This is a genomic window from Gilvibacter sp. CC01 (genome assembly GCF_055755295.1).
In genome coordinates, this window is sequence record NZ_CM146909.1 from 1,010,003 (window position 1) to 1,028,015 (window position 18,013).

Here is an 18,013-nt window from a genome sequence, read left to right on the forward strand (position 1 = left end):
AGTCTTGTCCCTAAGGTACGGTTTTTCTGCAATATCCCGGGAAGTGGTAAGGCCTTGGAAATTAGATAAGATTGTGGTTTCTCGCCTTTTGTACTGCTTCTATTTTGCTGTGGACTTGCAATTTCTTGTAGATGTTCTCGATATGCTTGCGCACGGTGCTAGGCGAAAGGATCAAATTGTCTGCAATGGCTGTATAACTGAGGCCAGTACTGAGCTGTTCCAAGACCTCAATTTCTCGGGCAGATAGTGAGATCTGCTCCTTATCTGCACTATTGGTCACTACAATTGGATTGCGAAGCAATTTTAAGGTCTTCATGGCGGTCACAAATGAATCACAGACATTGCACCAATTTTTGCTTTTGGAGCACCTGTGATAGGTTGAAGCGATCAAAATCATAAGCACCCAGTGTTATTTGTCTGAATTCAATTTGATCTTGATGCGCTTGATAACAGTCCTTCAATTCGTCACAGCGCAACTCGTACTTGCTCTTTAAGGATAAATTCATCCTGTAAAAGAACAAGGCAAGCAAGGCTGCCAGAACCAGAAAGATCACAGCAATAAAATAGAGGCTGTTGTCCATACTTAGAATTAAACTAAAGTAAAACTAAGCAGTAGGGGCATGGCGTACAATACGGCAATTGCCTTAAAAAATCAATACATACTTTGAGTCAATACCCCATTACGCCATAAACCAACTTCCTTTTTACCGCTGGCCTTGTTGTCATAATAGCCTCGACCATCGAATTTTCCGTTGGCCCAATATCCGCCGTAATAACTACCATCCGCAGCCCAATAACGGCCCATACCATGCATTTTATTACTGCTGTTGAATTCACCAGAATATTTGGCTCCACCTTTAAAATAGTAACTCCCCTGATGCAGGTTACCATTTTTAAAGAACCCGATATAATAATCACTATTGCTGTAGTTCCAACGCCCGTAGCCATTCTGGCAATCGCCTATAGAACAGCCTTTGTCCTTATTATTGCTGTAATAGGGATAGCTTTTTGTTAGTGATCCGTTGGTGTAAATACCTTGGCTCCACTTGTCATTTTTTACCGTAACACCCAAGCCATTCATAGAACCGTTTCTGTACTGTCCTTTTAGATTGTCTTTGTTATCGCCAATGTAAACACCATATCCGTGCATATTGTCGTTCGCCCACTCGCCAATATACTGGCCTTTGGTTTCGGTCCAGTAATAGCTACCGTAGCCTTCTTTCTTTCCATTGCTCCAAAAGCCAATGTAATCACCATTGCTGTAGGTCCTTTTTCCGTATCCATTAATACAGTCCCCCCAATCGCAGTTGCTTGTGGTAGTTTGAGTTGGACTATTTGGTTGTTGTGGTTGCTGCGGAACCTCTTGGGCCCAAAGCTGTAATGCTCCAAATAAAAGAGCTAGTGTTGTTAAAAGTCTCATTGTAGTTAGCGTTTATGTGTGTTTATAGATGTCATTATCAAAGCATATGACAGCTGTGGTAAATTATTTTAAAAACTATTCTGCTCGAATAAAATCGCCATTCTTGAAATAACCGATCTGATTCTCTCCAGTTTCTTTATCGCTGAAATAACCGCGACCATCAAACTTTCCGTTAGTCCAAGATCCGCCGTAATAGTTGCCATTGGCAAACCAAAATCGGCCCATGCCAGAAAAACGTCCGGAGCTATCAAATTCCCCACTGTATTTAGCGCCAGAAGCAAAGCTGTAGGTACCCATTTGCAGGTTGCCATTTCTAAAGAAACCGACAAAGGTATCGCCGTTGCCAAATACCATTTTTCCGTATTTGTTCTTGCAATCACCAATGGTACAGCCACTGGTCACATCGTTCCCGTAAAAAGTGAAAGCGTCCACTAAGGTCCCACTGTCAAAAACCCCTTGCTCCCAATCTTCGTCGTAGTTCTTAACAGCTCTGCCGTGAAGTTTTCCATTTCTAAAAAGGCCTTTTTGCATATTGTCATCCTCATCGGTAAAAACCCCGTAGCCGTTCATATTGTCATTTTCCCAATTGCCGATATACGTTGCACCGCTATCCCAAGAGTAAAGACCATAGCCGGATTTTTTTCCTCCAGACCAAAAGCCGTCGTAATAACCGTTGTTGTACTCGTACTTTCCGAATCCATCTTGACAATTGCCACGAACACAATTAGAGGAGCCGCTGCTTTCTGTAATGAACTGTTCTACTTTAGTACTCACCGGGCGCATTTTTATAGTCGTCGTGTTCTCGTAATCTTTGAGCAGGTATACCGGCTTGCCATTGTCGAAGATCAAACGATCGTTCCCGCGCACCTCCGAAGTGACATTGGTATAATCCATACTTTGACCTTTTATAATGATCCCGTATTTCTTGTTCTCGTAATCGCGATACCAATAGGTATTGTCTGGCGCGTAGCCCATATCGATCAGATTGTCTGCTCCCCAACCGGAGAACTTTCGGATATCTTTCTCAAAATAGGTTTTATCCAACTCAGGCACATAGGCTACATAGCTATCTGCTACTCGAGTAACCTCAACCGTATACGATTTGTCGTCTACATAGGTGATATAAGAATTCGGATTGGTCAGATAAAAGTTCTTAGATGTGTTTCTAAGAAGAATTCTACCATCATGTCTGCTACCAACGGCAACATCATCAAAATCTGGCAAGAGAATGATTGTTCTAGACGGCAAGTGTAAAGTAGCTATAGAGGCCGAACTCAACTGCGACAAATACTGCAGCTCATTCAATTCTATACCGCCATCGCTAGTAATGCTATAGGTATCATCTCCTGTTTTGAGCCAAGAGACACTATTTAAATAGGTTGGCTGCTTCTGCTCTGTTCGGGTCAAGAGGGGACTAACAGGTTCTGGCACTTGTGCCCAAAGCAAGGTGCCGGATATCAAGAAGGCCAAAAAGGGGATAAGAAACTTCATAATCTTGTTGTTTGGTAATGGCCTGCTATAGGGTAAAAACCTTGCTAGGCGCTAGTTAAAACTTACTATTTCCCTAAGTTAATAATTATTGGGAATTTAAAAAGAAATACCTCCAGTGAGTAGGAGGTACTTCTATAACGGTAGCTTTGGAGGCTATTTAGATAAATCGTAGGCGTAAATGGTACTGTTGTTCGCTTTGTAATAAAGAATCCCACCAAAATCGTCTACTTGATATTCAGGCTTTTTGTCTTTTAAGATGATCTCTTTTTCGACTTCTCCACTGTCTTTGTCTATCTTCACCAGACCCACGCCCTCTTCTAATTTGGTCAGAATGAACTGTGCATCTTGTGTTGCTGCTGTAGCCTTAAAACGTCTAAGCATTTCCGCCACAGAGGCCCCACTTGCCATGGCCATACCATCTCCCAAATCTGCATAAGCCTGGCCACGGGCTGTATAGTTCCCCAAGCGGTTGCGATTGTTGTTGGCCTCGGCATAGCTTGCGGCTGCAGTGGCCGCTGTAGCTACCGCCATAGCTCCTGCCAAGATAGCACCAAAGGCGCTCTTACCTGGGGCTCGTTTGAATTCATGCCAGTTGGTTATGCCCTCCCAGTCCAAAAGCATCATGTTTTGGTCACTAGTGAGTAGAACACCGCCGTCTCGGCACTCAATATCTGTAGGATCTTCTTTACCTTCAAAGGAAACTTCGGCGAAATCGGCTACCTCTCCACTATTGGCATCAACTGCAAATACCTCTTCGTCTGCACCGATCAAATAGCGGTTATTCTTGCTATCAAAAGTAGAACTCACCGCATCGGCGCGTTTGTATTTTAAGGGCTTGTTCCAAACTTGATCTCCTGTTTCCAGATTCACAATGTTCGCGTCTTCGGAGGTGATATAGATCAAGCCTTGAGGTGTTGAAGCCATGGTTAGGATGTTTTCGCCAGTCTTTAGCGGTTTTTTATACAAAGTTTGACCATCAAAGGAGATCTTGTAGATCCCTCCTTCATAGATTCCGAAGAGAATACCGTCATCCATGATATAGAAATGCTGTACATAACCTTTGGTCTTAGGTGCCTTTTCCCAGAGATCTTCTCCATTTTGCGCACTTAAAAATGCAATTTTAGACTCCGAGCGACCCGAGGCCAACTTCATAATTCCTTTCTTACCAGAGTTGTCCACATCGCTCACAATAGCAAGGCCTTGGGGTAAGATCTCAAAATTAACCACATTCCCCTTGACCTTATGCCCATCATCCCACAGCATTTGGCCAGTTGCGCTAATTTTGAACACCTTGGTGGATCCACCGTTGGGCTTACCCACAAAGCCGTAAATTTCTTGTTCGGACTCATCAGCTACCATCCAACCTACGTTCTTTAGATCGGCCTTACACGCAATGGTTCCGCTGTTCATATCTACTTTAGTTAATCCCTTGCTGGTAGGAATGATCAAGCCGTTGTCTAATAATAACGGTCGACCACTTACCATTTCAGACCCTTTGAACTTAAAGAAGCTTTCTTGTTCTCCTGTGTTTAAGTCATAAATGGCTACGGCATTGGTATATTTCTCACTAGCTCGACGTTGACCACTTACCACTAGTTTATTCTGAGGCATCATCACATGACAGGTCCAAACCAGTTTCCAACCGTTGTTTTCGGTGCTGAACAAGGTGTTTCCAGACATATAATCAATAACGGCCTTTTTAGTGGTCATGGCACCAAAGCCAGTTTGCCCAACCACCACATAAGGCGCATTGGGAATAAAGGTCAACTCTTCTGGTTTCACACGTCCGTAATCGGTGAAGTTGAAGAGCAGCTCGTTTGAACCGGGTTTAATTCCAACCAAGCCGTCATTGGTAGCGACAACTACTGTTCCGCCCTGTGTTATGGTCATTTCGTTGATCTTGGCTCCGGTATCGTATTGCCAATCCGGGGTCTCCGCCTTCTGAGCCCATGCTGTTGTGACAGCGCACAAAAAGAATAGGATCGCGGTTAAAAGTGAAGCTGTTGGTCTCATAATTTGATTAGTTTTTAGTGTTATTCAAAAGTGAAATAATTGCCCTAGCGTTTCAATAGGGCAATTGCCGTATTCTGACAATCAAACAGTTAAATCATAAAAAGCAAAAAGCCGAGATACACTGGGTATCCCGACTTTCCACATAAAAACCTCAACATAGAGATTCGCTTAGTCTACGATCGCTTTGAATTGACCTTCTGTAATAGTTTTCATGGTCATGTCCTCTGCATTATATCCTTTAAAGGAAAAGGTACCTTCTACCACGCCATCGGCATCAGAAGCAACCTCCACGGTTCCGGTCCCCACACCATCTACCAAAGATGCAACTCCATTGTTCAACCATCCGGCTACTGGTGATACGGTAAAATATCCCATTAAGTTTGGATTGGTAGCATTATCTCCTGAGGTGTAGGTTCCAGGGCCGTCATAACCAACAATTGTAATTCGGATGGTGTCTCCGCTGTTGGCCCCCCTTGTACATTCAAAACGCCACTGTCGATTACGGCTCCAACAATTACTGCCGGATCTTGTGCTGCAGCAAAATTGGCGCCGTCTACTTTGGCGGTTACAAATTCATCACCGCTGGCTGCGGGATCATCTCCTCCACCTGAAGAATCGTCATCTTTATCGCAGGCGGTTACCAATAGGGCCATAAATATAAAGGCATATCGGCTCAATACTTTTAGTGTGTTCATGTCGCTAGTTTTAATGTTTAACTGTAAGCAAAAGTGAACACTTAAGCCCTGACAATCAATAGGGCAGATGTCGTATTTGATTATAGTTTGATGTGTGGATGCGCTGCATTAAAGGCAGACAAACGCTCTTGGAGATTGCGCTTAAAGTCTGAATCTGCCTTGCTTCCCGGGAACTGAGACCGGTGATTCATCGCAGCTCGGAGTTTTGCAATGGTCGTGTTGAGCTCTTGAGCCTCAGAGCTAAGCCATACCTGAGAAAATCGTTCCCATATATAGTCAATGGCTAGCTGGTTAGGATGGATCAGATCTGCACTGTAATAACGATAATCGCGCAACTCGTCTATTATTAGCTCATAAGCCGGAAAATAATATGCATTGACATCAGTAGCTATATAAGCATGAACACCGCTTAGCAAATGAGCCTTGCTTCGCGCATTGGAAACAATCCCGTCTTTAATGTGACGCACTGGTGATACAGTATATATGATTGTAAGCTCAGGGTTGACTTTTTTTATTGCTGCGGATAGATTCCTTGCACTTGCTTCTATCTGCGCTGGAGACAATAATTCTTTGCTGAAGCTGTCGCTTGGCTGTTTGTGACAATTTGCCACAATTTTATCGGTTTGCTTAAGACGGTAAGCCCAAGCTGTACCTAAGGTGAGTATAAGATGCTTCGCACTGCTTAAGGCCAACTTTAAATCAGACAGTGCTCCATTCAATTGGGTCAAGACCTCTTCTTGCTTCAAGCCACTTAGGCTGGTATGAGCCTCGTAACAGAACCAAATATCGTCTCGTTTGTCTAGATCGGAAGCCGTAAACTCTCGCTCATCCAAGGCTCGCAACACCAAGGTTTCTAGTGAAACAGGATTAAAGACAACTCCAAAAGGATTCACCGACTGCGCTAAAGCATAGTGCTCGAACTTTTGAGCTATATTGACTGCAAAGCAGGAGCCAAGAAATAGACTGTAATGATTGTGATCTACCGAAGGAGATTGCGGAGTTAGCGATATGGTCGTACTCCGGTCCATCTTAATTCAGATAAGCCGAGGCAGCTTCTAATGCCGCTGGAATTCCATCGGGATTCTTACCTCCGGCCGTGGCAAAGAACGGCTGTCCACCGCCACCTCCTTGGATGTGTTTACCCAACTCGCGCACTATGGTCCCTGCGTTGAGTTTACCTTGAGCAGCAAGCTCTTTAGAAATATAACAGCTTAGCAATGCCTTTCCGTTCTGACTAGAAGCCAATAAGAGGAAAAGATCTGTACGGTTCTGGCCCATTTCAAAAGCGAGGTCTTTCATCCCTCCAGCATCGAGATCAACTTCTGTAGCTAGAAATGCAACACCATCCTTTTGTTCTAACTGGTCTACCAAGTGTGATTTAAGATGTTTAGCCTTTTCTTTAAGTAGTTGTTGTAGTTGCTTTTTAAGCTGTGTGTTCTCTTGTTGAATACCTTCTAATACACCAACCGGATCTTTGGCATTGTTAAGCAGCTGTTTTAACTGCTGATGTTCTTTAGAGGTTTCTTCAAAATACGCCTTAGCAGCATCACTAGTTATTGCCTCAATACGACGCACTCCTGCCGCAACAGCAGATTCTGACGTTATGATAAAATGCCAGATATCGCTCGTATTGGTAACGTGTGTACCTCCGCAGAGCTCCATAGACTTTCCGAAACGAATGGTGCGAACCGCGTCTCCATACTTCTCGCCAAAAAGGGCAATAGCGCCTTGTTCTATGGCCGTATCGTAAGGAATGCCTCGCTGTTCTTCTAAAGGCAGACTCTCTCTAATTCGCGCATTGACAAAAGCCTCAACCTCTTCCAATTGCTCCGCAGTGACCTTAGAGAAATGAGAGAAATCAAAACGCAGGTTTCCGCTATGCACCATAGAACCTTTTTGTTCTACATGCGTGCCGAGTATATTGCGCAACGCCTGATGCAACAAGTGTGTGGCCGTGTGATTACTGGCCGTTCTTGCACGCTGTTTTTCGTCTACCACTGCCTTGAAATTCGCCTCTGGATTACGGGGCAGATTCTTGGCAAAGTGTACGATAAGGTTGTTTTCTTTTTTGGTATCGATGATATAGACCACCTCTCCGTTAGCAGCTTCAAGATACCCTTTGTCACCCACTTGCCCTCCTCCTTCCGGATAAAAAGGAGTCACATTAAAGACCAACTGATACAGTGTTCCTTCTTTTTTGCTGGCCACTTCGCGATAGCGCGTAATGGTCACAGGCGCCGAAAGTGTGTCGTAACCTACAAATTCTTCCTCATCGTCTTGGCGCAATTCTACCCAATCACCGGTCTCTACCTTGGTAGCGGCGCGTGAACGCTCTTTTTGCTTTTGGAGTTCTCGCTCAAAGCCAGCTTCGTCCATAGTATAACCACGCTCGCTTAAGATAAGAGCGGTTAGATCTTTAGGGAACCCATAAGTGTCATATAGTTCAAAGACCTTCGCTCCAGAAATCGACTTATCTTTAGCATTAGTGATAACTTGGTCTAACAACAGCAGCCCTTGATCTAGGGTTCTTAAAAAAGATTGCTCTTCTTCTTTGATCACGTTGGTGATCAGATTCTTTTGCTTTTTAAGTTCTGGGAAAGCGCTGCCCATTTGATTGGTGAGTGTTGCTACCAATTCATAAATAAAGGGTTCTTTCTGATCTAAAAAGGTGAAGCCATATCGGATGGCACGTCTCAGAATTCTGCGGATCACATAACCCGCTCCAGTATTAGAAGGCAACTGCCCATCTGCAATGGCAAAGGCAACAGCTCTCAGGTGGTCTGCAATTACACGAATTGCAATGTCAATTTCTTCTTCTTGGCCGTATTTGGAGTTGGCAATGGCCTCGATCTCTCGAATTAGCGGGGTAAATACGTCGGTATCGTAATTACTCTTTTTGTCTTGCAGCACCATGCATAAACGCTCAAAGCCCATTCCGGTATCTACGTGTTGCGCCGGAAGTTTTTCCAATGAACCGTCTGCCTTTCTGTTGAACTGCATGAATACCAGATTCCAGATCTCTACCACTAGCGGGTGGTCCATATTCACAAGTTCCGCTCCAGATACTTTTTCTTTCTCTTCATCGCTGCGGATGTCAACGTGGATCTCACTACAAGGTCCGCAAGGCCCTTGGTCTCCCATCTCCCAGAAATTGTCATCTTTGCTGCCGTTTAGAATACGGCTTGGGTCGATATGTTTAGCCCAAAAATCATAAGCCTCCGTATCGCGGGCAAGACCTTCTGCCTTATCGCCTTCAAAAATGGTAACATAAAGGCAATCTTTGTCAATTTTAAAGACCTCGGTGAGCAACTCCCATGCCCAAGCAATGGCTTCTTCTTTAAAATAATCACCAAAACTCCAGTTGCCCAACATTTCGAACATGGTGTGGTGATAGGTATCCTTCCCTACCTCTTCCAGGTCGTTGTGCTTTCCACTTACACGCAAACATTTTTGCGTATCTGCAACTCTAGGATCGTTCGCTTTTTTATTTCCCAGGAAATACTCCTTGAACTGATTCATCCCCGCATTGGTGAACATAAGGGTTGGATCATCTTTGATCACCATAGGCGCAGAGGGCACTATAGCGTGCTGTTTGGAGTTGAAAAATTCTAAGAATGTCTTACGAATGTCCTGAGACTTCATTTGCTTTATTTTAAATGAGTTAGGCCAACTTACTTCAGTCAACCCTTGTATTAGGATAGGCAGCAAACAATTTTTATCTTTGTATTGCGTTAGCGCCTTGTAACACCCCAATTATCAAGGGCAAAAATAGCACATTTTAACTTATGTCGAAGGTAAAATATTACTACGATAGCGAGACTTTATCCTATCGAAAAATAGAACCTAAAAAGGGTCGCACCTTTGGTTTTATTCTCTTGTCATTCTTAGGTATTTTCTTGAGTGGCTTGTTCTTCTTTTTACTTTACCTCAACTTGCCTTACATAGAAACTCCAAAGGAAAAGGCCTTGGCTCGTGAATTGGCCAATGCAGAACTCCGCTTAGAATTGCTCAACAGAAAAATGGATCAGGCGCAAGCTGTGCTTACGGAGCTGCAGGAGCGCGACAATAACCTATATCGGGTTTATTTTGAAGCCAACCCTATTCCAGACGAGCAGCGCTTGGCCGGATTTGGGGGAGTAAACCGTTACAAAGAATGGGAAGGCTTTGACAATTCGAACCTGCTCATCTCCGCAGCAAAACGATTGGACGTTATTACCAAACAGATCGTAGTGCAGTCTAAATCGTTGGATGAAATAGCGGAGCTCGCAGAAGAAAAAGAAAAACTGCTGGCAGCTATACCTGCTATTCAGCCTGTGCGCAACGAAGACCTGACTCGTATGGCTTCTGGTTACGGATACCGTACAGACCCTTTTACCAAGGCGAGAAAATTTCACTACGGTATGGACTTTACCGCTCCTAGAGGTACCCCGGTTTACGCTTCTGGCGACGGCGTGGTAACCCGAGCGGATGCTACAGCCGCAGGATACGGAAGGCACATTAGAATAGAACACGGTTACGGTTACGAGAGCCTGTACGCGCACTTGTACAAATACAATGTACGCTTAGGTCAACGTGTAAAACGTGGAGACCTTATTGGATTTGTTGGGAGTACTGGACGTTCGGAAGCACCTCACCTCCACTACGAGATCTTTAAAGATGGAGACAAGATCAACCCGATTCATTTCTACTACGGCAACCTTACAGCCGAAGAGTTCAACGAATTACTGAAAGCTTCTCAGCAAGAAAACGAATCGCTTGACTAATGCAGATCAGCTTACCTGAAAAACGTTATTACGGCATAGGAGAAGTTGCCGACGCCTTTGGGGTCAATACTTCACTAATCCGATTTTGGGAAAAGGAGTTCGATATCATCCAACCCAAAAAGAACGCTAAAGGCAACCGAAAATTCACTCCGGAGGATATTAAGAACCTGGAGCTCATTTACCATTTGGTCAAAGAGCGTGGCTTTACTTTAGAGGGAGCTAAAACGCATCTCAAAGAGAATAAAAAGAAAACGCTCGACAAGTTCGAAATCGTTCGCAAGCTAGAAGGCATAAAGGCCGAACTACTCAAAATAAAAGATCAACTTTAAACCAACTAACTATGAAAAAATGGATACCCGCAATTCTAATCGTAGCGGCTATAGCTATTTGGGGAATTTCCACTAACAATACTCTGGTTAGCCAAGAAGAAGACATTAACGCTCAATGGGCCAATGTGGAAAGCTCTTACCAAAGACGCGCTGATCTAATTCCGAATATTGTTAATACCGCCAAGGGTTATGCGGAGTTTGAACAAGAGACCTTAACTCAGGTCATTGAGGCCCGTAGCAAAGCGACTGCGGTGACCATTGACCCGAGTAATATAACGCCGGAGCAATTGACGCAATTTGAACAGGTTCAGGGAAGTCTAAATTCTGCTTTGGCAAGGTTACTGGCTGTTTTTGAACGCTATCCAGACCTAAAGGCCAATGAGAATTTCAAGGCGCTGATCACAGAGCTGGAGCGCACCGAAAACAGGATCAATGTGGAACGCAACCGCTATAACGAAGTGGTGAACCCTTACAACTCCAAAGTCCGATCTTTCCCTACCTCATTGATAGCGGGCGTTCTTGGTTTTGACCAAAAAGAATATTTTGAAGCTGCGGCAGGTACAGAAACTGCCCCTGTAGTAGACTTTGACTAATGGGAATTGTTGAATCCTTCTTAACCGCTTCAGAGGAACAGGCTATTATAGATGCCATACATCTTGCGGAGGAGCGCACTTCTGGAGAGATCCGAGTGCATCTGGAAGGTCATACAGACCTGAGCCCGATGGAGCGGGCAAAGGAAATTTTCCACGCGCTGAACATGGACCAAACCCAAGAAGCCAATGGCGTGCTCATTTATGTAGCTGTTCACGATCATACCTTCACCATTTTGGGCGATCGCGGTATAAACGAGCTTGTAGGTCAAGGCTTTTGGGATTCCACCAAAGATCAGATCGCTTCGCATTTCAAGACTGGGCAGTTTGCTCAAGGGCTTATAGCAGGCGTGACAGAAGCCGGTAAAGCCTTAGCACAGTACTTCCCATTTAAGGATAACGACACCAATGAACTACCCAATGAGATCTCTAAAGGATAAGGTTTTAGGACTGCTCATTGCAGGTTTTCTTTTACTGCTGAGTTCCACTGGGCTCTGGGCGCAGTACACCATACCTCCACCTCCCGCTAAAGACAGCATGCGCGTTAAGCGCGTTTACGACAAGGCTGATATACTGAGTAGATCTCAGGAACAATTGCTTAACCGACGGCTTATCGGTTATGCAGACACTACCTCGACCCAGATCGTTATTGTAACCATAAAGGATTTGAACGGAGAAGATATTTCGCTCTTAGGGTCTCGTTGGGGAGCAGCTTGGGGGGTTGGCCAGGCCTCAGAAGACAATGGGATCTTTATATTGCTTTCAACAGGAGACAGAAAGATCGACATTGCCACGGGTTATGGTATAGAATACCGAATGACCGATCTGGAAACCAAGACCATTATAGATCAGGTGATCATTCCCGAGTTTAAACAAGGGAGTTATTACAACGGACTAGATGCTGGAGTTTCTGCAATATTTCAAGCCATTGAAGGGGAATTTGAGGGGACTGAATCTGGAAAAAAGAAAATTGTAGATTGGGTTCAATACGCCCCGTTCCTGATATTTTTCATCATTTTCATCTTACTAAAATACCTGCAATACAGAAATCGTGGAGGCCGCGGTGGTCGTGGAGGCAGTGGCGAATTTGTAGCCGATTCCTTTTTGGAATACATTATTCTTAGTGGCGGCGGACGCTCTAGCGGCAGCTTTGGCTCAGGCGGATCGTTTGGCAGCGGTGGCTTTGGAGGAGGCACCTTTGGTGGCGGCTCTTTTGGCGGTGGTGGCGCTAGCGGAAGCTGGTAGGTTTACTTTTTACGCATATAAATGGTAAGCGGCACTCCGTTATAGTCAAACTCTTCTCTCAGCTTATTCTCGATAAATCGCTTATAAGGATCCTTAACGTATTGCGGTAGGTTTGCAAAGAAAGCAAAGGTGGGATGCGGCGTTGGCAACTGCGTACAAAACTTGATCTTTACATATTTTCCTTTGTAGGCCGGTGGTGGTGTTGCAGCAATGATAGGCAGCATCACATCGTTGAGCTCACTGGTCTTGATGCGTTGCGAACGATTCTTGTACACCTGAACAGCGGTTTCTATAGCTTTAAATATACGCTGCTTGGTAAGCGCAGACATGAAAACGATAGGCACATCGGTAAATGGTTCACATTGCTTGCGGATGTACTGCTCGAACTTCTTGGTGGTCATATGGTCCTTTTCAACCAAATCCCATTTGTTAACTAAGATCACCACTCCTTTGTTGTTGCGATGTGCCAACCAAAAGATGTTCTGATCTTGCCCTTCAAAACCGCGGGTCGCATCTATGACCAATAGTGCCACATCACAGTGCTCTAATGCACGAACAGATCGCATGACCGAATAAAATTCAAGGTCTTCTTTCACCTTTGATTTTCTGCGGATCCCAGCTGTGTCTACCAAGTTGAACTCGAATCCGAAGCGGTTGTACTTGGTGTCAATGGCGTCACGGGTTGTTCCAGCAATGTCTGTCACGATATAACGATCCTCACCTATCAATGCATTGATAAAGGAAGACTTCCCTGCATTCGGGCGCCCAACTACTGCAAAGCGCGGTAGTTCGTCTTCATCTTTGGCAATATCATCCGGCAAGGCCTCTACCAGATCATCCAATAACTCCCCTGTTCCACTGCCGTTTGTAGCTGCAATGGTATAGTACTTTTCAAATCCGAGGGAATAAAATTCTACCGCATCGTTGACACGTTTAGAATTGTCTACTTTGTTCACCGCTAGAAAAACAGGTTTTTTCGACTTGCGAAGCAATTGGGCAACTTCTTCGTCCATTCCGGTCACTCCTGTTTCTACGTCGACCATAAAAATGATCACATCGGCCTCATCGATTGCGAGTTCTACCTGCTTATCGATCTCAGCTTCAAAGATATCGTCGCTCCCTTTTACATAGCCACCCGTATCGATCAAAGAGAATTCCTTGCCGTTCCAGTCGCTCTTGCCGTAATGGCGGTCACGGGTAACTCCGGAAACAGCATCAACGATCGCTTCGCGTCTCTGAATGAGGCGGTTAAAGAAGGTTGATTTTCCTACGTTTGGACGTCCAACTATGGCTACAATACTCATCGCTACGGATTTAGGCTGCAAAAATAGACTTTATTTCGGGGCTACCAGCCCTGCGACCTATTTATTATCGATAGGTGCAATAACTTTTGCCGGATTCCCTCCAGCAAAGACATTGGCAGGAATATCCTTAGTCACAACAGCGCCCGCACCTATTACAGCTCCGTCGCCTATGGTTACCCCAGGGCAAACTATGGCTCCACCTCCCAACCAAACATCGTTCCCTATGGTAATGGGCTTGCCCAACTCCTCGCCGCTTGAGCGAGCTCTGGCATTTAGCGGATGAGTCGCCGTGTAGAGTTGAACCTTGGGCCCGAACATCACCCGATCGCCTAGACGAACTTCACATACATCTAAGATCACACAGTCGAAATTCATAAATACGTTGTCTCCTGCATGGATGTTGTTGCCGTAATCGCAATAGAAAGGCGGCTCGATCCACAGGCCCTTTCCGGCAGATCCAAAGAGCTTGTAGAACAGTTTGTCGCGTTCTGGTTTACGCTCTTCCGGCAAGTCGTTGATCTTTTTAAAAAGCACCCTTGCAGCCTCTCTTTCTTTTAACAGTTGCGGATCCAAGGGATCGTACATCTGGCCTGCTAACATCTTTTCGCGTTCGGTCATAATTGCAGTTTGTATAAAGATAGTCGCTTTTAGGATTGATTCCCAGCTGATCAAAATCATATTTGTTCTGATCAAAATACCAGACTTTGGAGGCTGTGAAAGTTAATCAAGACATAGTATTAAGGCCTAGGTTCAAGCTGAGCGTGGAAAAATCCGCAGAAAAATTACTCGCAGATTTTAAAGCTGCTAGCGACCCAAAGGGATTTATCACTACACAAGTGGACGCACATGTGTTCATTAAAATTCCCAAGGCCAGACAGCAATATTGGTCCCCACAGCTAGATCTTGTAATCAATCCACTGAGCGATACTACCGCAGAGATACGAGGCTTGTTCGGCCCAAGAAGTACCGTCTGGACCTTATTTATGTTCTTGCATTTTATGGTCGCTGTATTATTTCTGACTTTTGGTGTATGGGCCTATTCTAATTTTGCCTTAGAAGAATCAATCGCCGTACCCGTTGCACTAATGTTATTAATGGTGCTCAGCTGGTTTGTGTTGTATTTTTTAGGTCGGATGGGAAAGGCGACCGGGCGTGGCCAGATGCTCGAACTTCACAAGTTCATGTGGGAGCTAATCAATCAAGACTGATTGTACCCAAAGCGTCTCAATTGCCTTTCGCTAGACCGCCAATTCTTATTCACTTTTACGTAGAGTTCTAAATGAACTTGCTTGCCAAAAAATTTCTCCAGGTCTTTGCGGGCTTCCATACCTACGCGCTTGATGGCGGCACCTTTATGCCCAATGATGATCCCTTTTTGAGAGTCGCGCTCTACCATGATCACCGAGCGCATGCGGATAATGTCATCTTCTTCGAAGAATTCTTCGGTTTCGATCTCTACCGAATACGGGATCTCTTTTTTGTAATGCAATAGGATCTTCTCTCGGATGGTCTCATTGACAAAGAAGCGCTCTGGCTTGTCTGTCAACGCATCTTTAGGGTAGAAAGGCGGAGATTCTGGCAAAAGTTCCAAGACACGCTTAAAGACCTGTTCCACTCCGAAGTTCTCTAAAGCAGAAATAGCGAAGATCTCCGCATTGGGAAGCTGCTCTGACCAGAGTGCAAAGGCCTCTTTGAGCTTTTCTTCGTCTCCGGTATCTATCTTATTGATCAATAAGAGCACAGGGATCTTACTATTGCTGATCTTGTTAAAAAAGGCCTCGTCCTTAAGCGACTTCTCCCCTAATTCGACCAAATAGAGCAATACATCGGCATCTTCAAAGGCAGACTTCACAAAATCCATCATGGCAGTCTGCAATTCATAAGCCGGCTTAATAATTCCCGGGGTATCGCTTAAGATCACCTGAAAGTCATCGCCATTGACAATTCCCAATATACGGTGGCGCGTGGTCTGCGCTTTAGAGGTGATTATAGATAGCCTCTCGCCCACCAATGCGTTCATCAGCGTACTCTTACCCACATTGGGGTTCCCAATTATATTGACAAAGCCTGCTTTATGTGCCATGGGACAAAGGTACGATAATTCCACTCACCTCTTTAAAGCATTTATTGACCGCTAAGAAGTGTCACTTTACCTATTTTCATTCCGAAGTATAACCTAAAACAATATTTTTGAATCGAGCAAATTAGACTAAATCAATGATTTAAGTACTATAGTGATTTTGAAAATAGGCTTTGATGTGAATTCTAGAATACCAAGTAGTTGCTGGTTTTAGATTTTCGCAGAAAAGCTGCTCAAACCCCGAACACGACGTCACAGAATGAGAGTCTAGTATTTGTAAGTTGTTAAACCTCGCAGACAAAAAAAGACGATCTGACTGTGCATCCCTGCGTTATTCGGGGTTTTAAAATTTATTCCTAGAGTTAGGAAAAGCTGGCCATAATGTGAAGTTTTTTGATCCATAAAAATACAATCCTTACTATTATTCAATTTGGTCAATCATATTTTATAAACGATGAGAAATAAGTATATACTGGGGGCTCAGTGCTGCTGTTCCGTATTTGAGATTTAACTTAGCTGCACTGGGTTGCTGTGCAACTGCACAGCGGCAATTGGCCTCCCCGATTTTCATAGGTAGTTCAGGGGAGGCCTTTTTATTTTGTATTTTTACCGCTCATAAATTTAGAACTCCATGAAGGTTGAACAGATATACACAGGTTGCCTGGCACAGGGCGCTTATATGATCTCATGTAATGGTGAAGTTGCCATTATTGATCCGCTGCGAGAGGTAGCCCCTTACATTGAAAAGGCAAAAGCTGTTGGTGAGATCAAATACATCTTTGAGACTCATTTTCATGCGGATTTTGTCAGTGGCCATTTAACCTTATCTGAAAAAACCGGAGCTCCAATAATTTATGGACCCTTGGCCAATCCGAGTTTTGACGCCTTGATTGCGCAAGACGGGCAAGAATTTCCATTAGGTGATTGTACCATAAAAGTGCTACACACTCCGGGGCATACTATGGAAAGTACTACTTACTTGCTACAGGATGAAGCTGGCAGACCACATGCCATTTTTAGTGGCGACACCCTCTTTTTAGGAGATGTAGGCCGACCAGACCTAGCTCAAAAAGCGGCAGACATGACCCAAGAGGATTTAGCCGGATTACTATACGAAAGTTTGCGCTCTAAGATCATGACGCTTCCTGACGAGGTAATAGTATACCCAGCTCACGGAGCGGGATCTGCTTGTGGAAAGAACATGTCTAAAGAAACAGTAGACACTCTGGGGAATCAAAAACAAATGAACTACGCACTTCGCGCAGATATGAGCAAAGATGAGTTCATTGCAGAAGTGACGGACGGACTACTCCCGCCTCCGAAGTATTTTCCACTAAACGTAAAACTCAACAAAGAAGGCTACGAATCCATAGACACCATTGTAGCACAAGGGACCACTCCTTTGAGTCCAGAAGAGTTTGAGCAATTAGCAGAACAACATCAGGCCATTGTCTTGGATGTAAGACATCAACAAGATTTCATTAAGAGCCATGTTCCGAGGTCTATCTTTATAGGTTTACACGGTAGTTTTGCACCTTGGGTCGGCGCCTTGATAGCCGACATCTCCTTACCGATATTATTGGTGGTAGACGAAGGCAAAGAAGAAGAGGCTGTTACCCGACTCTCGCGAGTAGGCTTTGACAATACGCTGGGATATTTAAAAGGAGGAGTAGCTGCATGGGCGGCTTCAGGTCGGGCGACAGACGACCTGGAATCTGTAAGTCCGGCAGTACTTAAAAAAGCCATTGCCGACAAAGATGCAGTGGTATTTGATGTGCGCAAAGAGAACGAATACAATACGGCTCACCTACCTGACGCACATTTAACACCATTGGATTTCATTAGCGATCATTACAGTGAATTCCCAAAAGATGGAAAGTTCTATGTGCATTGCGCGGGTGGCTATCGATCTGTGATCGCAGCTTCCATTTTAAAACGCAGAGGTTATCACAACGTAATAGATGTAGCAGGTGGCTTCGGAGCCATCAGACAAGAAGGACTAGAAATAGTCTCCTAATTACTTTTCGTTTAAGGTTATATCAGTTCACCCCAGTCACAACAGGCCTTAGGGCTGTATGACAAT

19 protein-coding genes are annotated in these 18,013 nt (G+C 44.5%); 7 read left to right on the top strand and 12 right to left on the bottom strand.

From position 1 onward, the window contains the following. Window positions 1-61 precede the first annotated feature (61 nt). From AC0J2F_RS04795 to alaS, 9 genes are all read right to left on the bottom strand, one after another. The gene (locus AC0J2F_RS04795; RefSeq protein WP_473009080.1) at window positions 62-316 is read right to left on the bottom strand and encodes a response regulator transcription factor; all 255 of its coding nucleotides are present in this window, start codon (window positions 314-316) and stop codon (window positions 62-64) included. Window positions 317-332: 16 nt separating this feature from the next. After that, a complete protein-coding gene (locus tag AC0J2F_RS04800) occupies window positions 333-581 on the bottom strand; it encodes a hypothetical protein (RefSeq protein WP_473009081.1) in 249 nt (82 codons plus the stop codon). Between the two features lie 71 nt (window positions 582-652). After that, window positions 653-1,420, bottom strand: a complete 768-nt coding sequence (locus AC0J2F_RS04805) for a hypothetical protein (RefSeq protein WP_473009082.1) — start codon at window positions 1,418-1,420, stop codon at window positions 653-655. Window positions 1,421-1,495: 75 nt separating this feature from the next. Continuing rightward, window positions 1,496-2,911 carry an MORN repeat-containing protein gene (locus AC0J2F_RS04810; protein ID WP_473009083.1) on the bottom strand — a complete coding sequence of 472 codons (1,416 nt, stop codon included), beginning with the start codon at window positions 2,909-2,911 and terminating at the stop codon, window positions 1,496-1,498. A 153-nt stretch (window positions 2,912-3,064) separates the two neighbouring features. After that, on the bottom strand, window positions 3,065-4,924 hold the full coding sequence (locus AC0J2F_RS04815) for an outer membrane protein assembly factor BamB family protein (protein WP_473009084.1): 1,860 nt from the start codon (window positions 4,922-4,924) through the stop codon (window positions 3,065-3,067). Between the two features lie 168 nt (window positions 4,925-5,092). Beyond that, complete coding sequence (locus AC0J2F_RS04820; protein WP_473009366.1) at window positions 5,093-5,374, bottom strand: hypothetical protein; 282 nt, start codon at window positions 5,372-5,374, stop codon at window positions 5,093-5,095. Continuing rightward, window positions 5,299-5,619, bottom strand: a complete 321-nt coding sequence (locus tag AC0J2F_RS04825) for a hypothetical protein (protein WP_473009085.1) — start codon at window positions 5,617-5,619, stop codon at window positions 5,299-5,301. The genes AC0J2F_RS04820 and AC0J2F_RS04825 overlap by 76 nt, the downstream gene beginning before the upstream one ends. Before the next feature lie 80 nt (window positions 5,620-5,699). Further along, window positions 5,700-6,647 carry a GSCFA domain-containing protein gene (locus tag AC0J2F_RS04830; RefSeq protein WP_473009086.1) on the bottom strand — a complete coding sequence of 316 codons (948 nt, stop codon included), beginning with the start codon at window positions 6,645-6,647 and terminating at the stop codon, window positions 5,700-5,702. A gap of 1 nt (window position 6,648) precedes the next feature. Then, the gene (gene alaS / locus AC0J2F_RS04835) at window positions 6,649-9,261 is read right to left on the bottom strand and encodes an alanine--tRNA ligase (protein WP_473009088.1); all 2,613 of its coding nucleotides are present in this window, start codon (window positions 9,259-9,261) and stop codon (window positions 6,649-6,651) included. Window positions 9,262-9,404: 143 nt separating this feature from the next. Here alaS and AC0J2F_RS04840 point away from each other — a divergent pair, with 143 nt between their 5' ends. Genes AC0J2F_RS04840 through AC0J2F_RS04860 form a run of 5 tightly spaced genes read left to right on the top strand, consistent with a single transcriptional unit; the run spans window position 9,405 to window position 12,546 of the window. Then, on the top strand, window positions 9,405-10,382 hold the full coding sequence (locus AC0J2F_RS04840; RefSeq protein WP_473009089.1) for a M23 family metallopeptidase: 978 nt from the start codon (window positions 9,405-9,407) through the stop codon (window positions 10,380-10,382). Next, complete coding sequence (locus AC0J2F_RS04845) at window positions 10,382-10,711, top strand: MerR family transcriptional regulator (protein ID WP_087524474.1); 330 nt, start codon at window positions 10,382-10,384, stop codon at window positions 10,709-10,711. Before AC0J2F_RS04840 ends, AC0J2F_RS04845 begins: the two co-directional genes overlap by 1 nt. Window positions 10,712-10,722: 11 nt before the next feature. Further along, entirely contained in the window at window positions 10,723-11,304 is a 582-nt protein-coding gene (locus AC0J2F_RS04850) for a LemA family protein (protein ID WP_473009090.1), read from the top strand. Beyond that, window positions 11,304-11,741, top strand: a complete 438-nt coding sequence (locus AC0J2F_RS04855; protein ID WP_473009091.1) for a TPM domain-containing protein — start codon at window positions 11,304-11,306, stop codon at window positions 11,739-11,741. The genes AC0J2F_RS04850 and AC0J2F_RS04855 overlap by 1 nt, the downstream gene beginning before the upstream one ends. Further along, entirely contained in the window at window positions 11,722-12,546 is an 825-nt protein-coding gene (locus tag AC0J2F_RS04860) for a TPM domain-containing protein (protein ID WP_473009092.1), read from the top strand. Before AC0J2F_RS04855 ends, AC0J2F_RS04860 begins: the two co-directional genes overlap by 20 nt. Window positions 12,547-12,548: 2 nt before the next feature. Here AC0J2F_RS04860 and der read toward each other — a convergent pair whose 3' ends face one another. Both der and AC0J2F_RS04870 read right to left on the bottom strand, forming a co-directional pair. Next, window positions 12,549-13,850, bottom strand: a complete 1,302-nt coding sequence (gene der / locus AC0J2F_RS04865; RefSeq protein WP_087524470.1) for a ribosome biogenesis GTPase Der — start codon at window positions 13,848-13,850, stop codon at window positions 12,549-12,551. A 57-nt stretch (window positions 13,851-13,907) separates the two neighbouring features. Beyond that, complete coding sequence (locus tag AC0J2F_RS04870; protein WP_087525535.1) at window positions 13,908-14,471, bottom strand: sugar O-acetyltransferase; 564 nt, start codon at window positions 14,469-14,471, stop codon at window positions 13,908-13,910. A gap of 92 nt (window positions 14,472-14,563) precedes the next feature. Here AC0J2F_RS04870 and AC0J2F_RS04875 point away from each other — a divergent pair, with 92 nt between their 5' ends. Further along, window positions 14,564-15,058, top strand: coding sequence for a GTP-binding protein (locus AC0J2F_RS04875; protein WP_087525534.1), 495 nt, complete (start codon window positions 14,564-14,566; stop codon window positions 15,056-15,058). On the opposite strand, the gene era is transcribed toward AC0J2F_RS04875, so the two are convergent. Beyond that, on the bottom strand, window positions 15,049-15,933 hold the full coding sequence (gene era / locus AC0J2F_RS04880; RefSeq protein ID WP_087524469.1) for a GTPase Era: 885 nt from the start codon (window positions 15,931-15,933) through the stop codon (window positions 15,049-15,051). The two genes, AC0J2F_RS04875 and era, sit on opposite strands and share 10 nt — an antisense overlap. Window positions 15,934-16,561: 628 nt before the next feature. On the opposite strand from era, the gene AC0J2F_RS04885 reads away from it, so the two are divergent. After that, entirely contained in the window at window positions 16,562-17,947 is a 1,386-nt protein-coding gene (locus AC0J2F_RS04885) for an MBL fold metallo-hydrolase (RefSeq protein WP_087524468.1), read from the top strand. Window positions 17,948-18,013: the final 66 nt, after the last annotated feature.